This is a genomic window from Methylorubrum sp. POS3 (genome assembly GCF_043352485.1).
Taxonomy (GTDB): Bacteria; Pseudomonadota; Alphaproteobacteria; order Rhizobiales; family Beijerinckiaceae; genus Methylobacterium; species Methylobacterium suomiense.
Genome location: NZ_JAPRBT010000025.1, coordinates 1 through 372, shown reverse-complemented (window position 1 = coordinate 372; position 372 = coordinate 1). Strand labels below are relative to the sequence as shown.

At 72.3% G+C, this 372-nt stretch carries 1 protein-coding gene; it reads right to left on the bottom strand.

The window, feature by feature from the left end; translation table 11 throughout:
• Positions 1-372 (bottom strand): VCBS domain-containing protein (locus OWC43_RS23355; RefSeq protein ID WP_393958673.1); only part of this gene is annotated, 372 nt, incomplete at both ends.

Sequence of the window (372 nt, the reverse complement as noted above, 5' to 3'; positions counted from 1 at the left end):
CGCCGCCCGTCCCGTCCGCGTCCCACAGAAGCTGCTTGTGCGCCACGTCGTGCACGAACTGGCCGTGGCCGCTCACCGTCGCCGCCGTGCCTTCCGTGAACCACTCCGCCGCCAGCGCCCCCGGCCCGACCTGATGGCCCAGCGCGCTCGCCGAGAACACCAGCTGGTCCCCCGCGCCGAAGCTCGGCAGCGCCTTCTTCGTCAGACCCGAGAACACGAACTGGTCCGCGCTCCCCGTCAGCGTCACCGTCACGTCCTGCGTCGCGAACCCGGACTTCCCGTCCCCGACCTGCACCGCGTAGGTCTGCGTCACGCTCTGGCCCGCCGCCAGCGCGTCCAGCGCCTTGTCGGCCACCTGGAACGACCACGCGA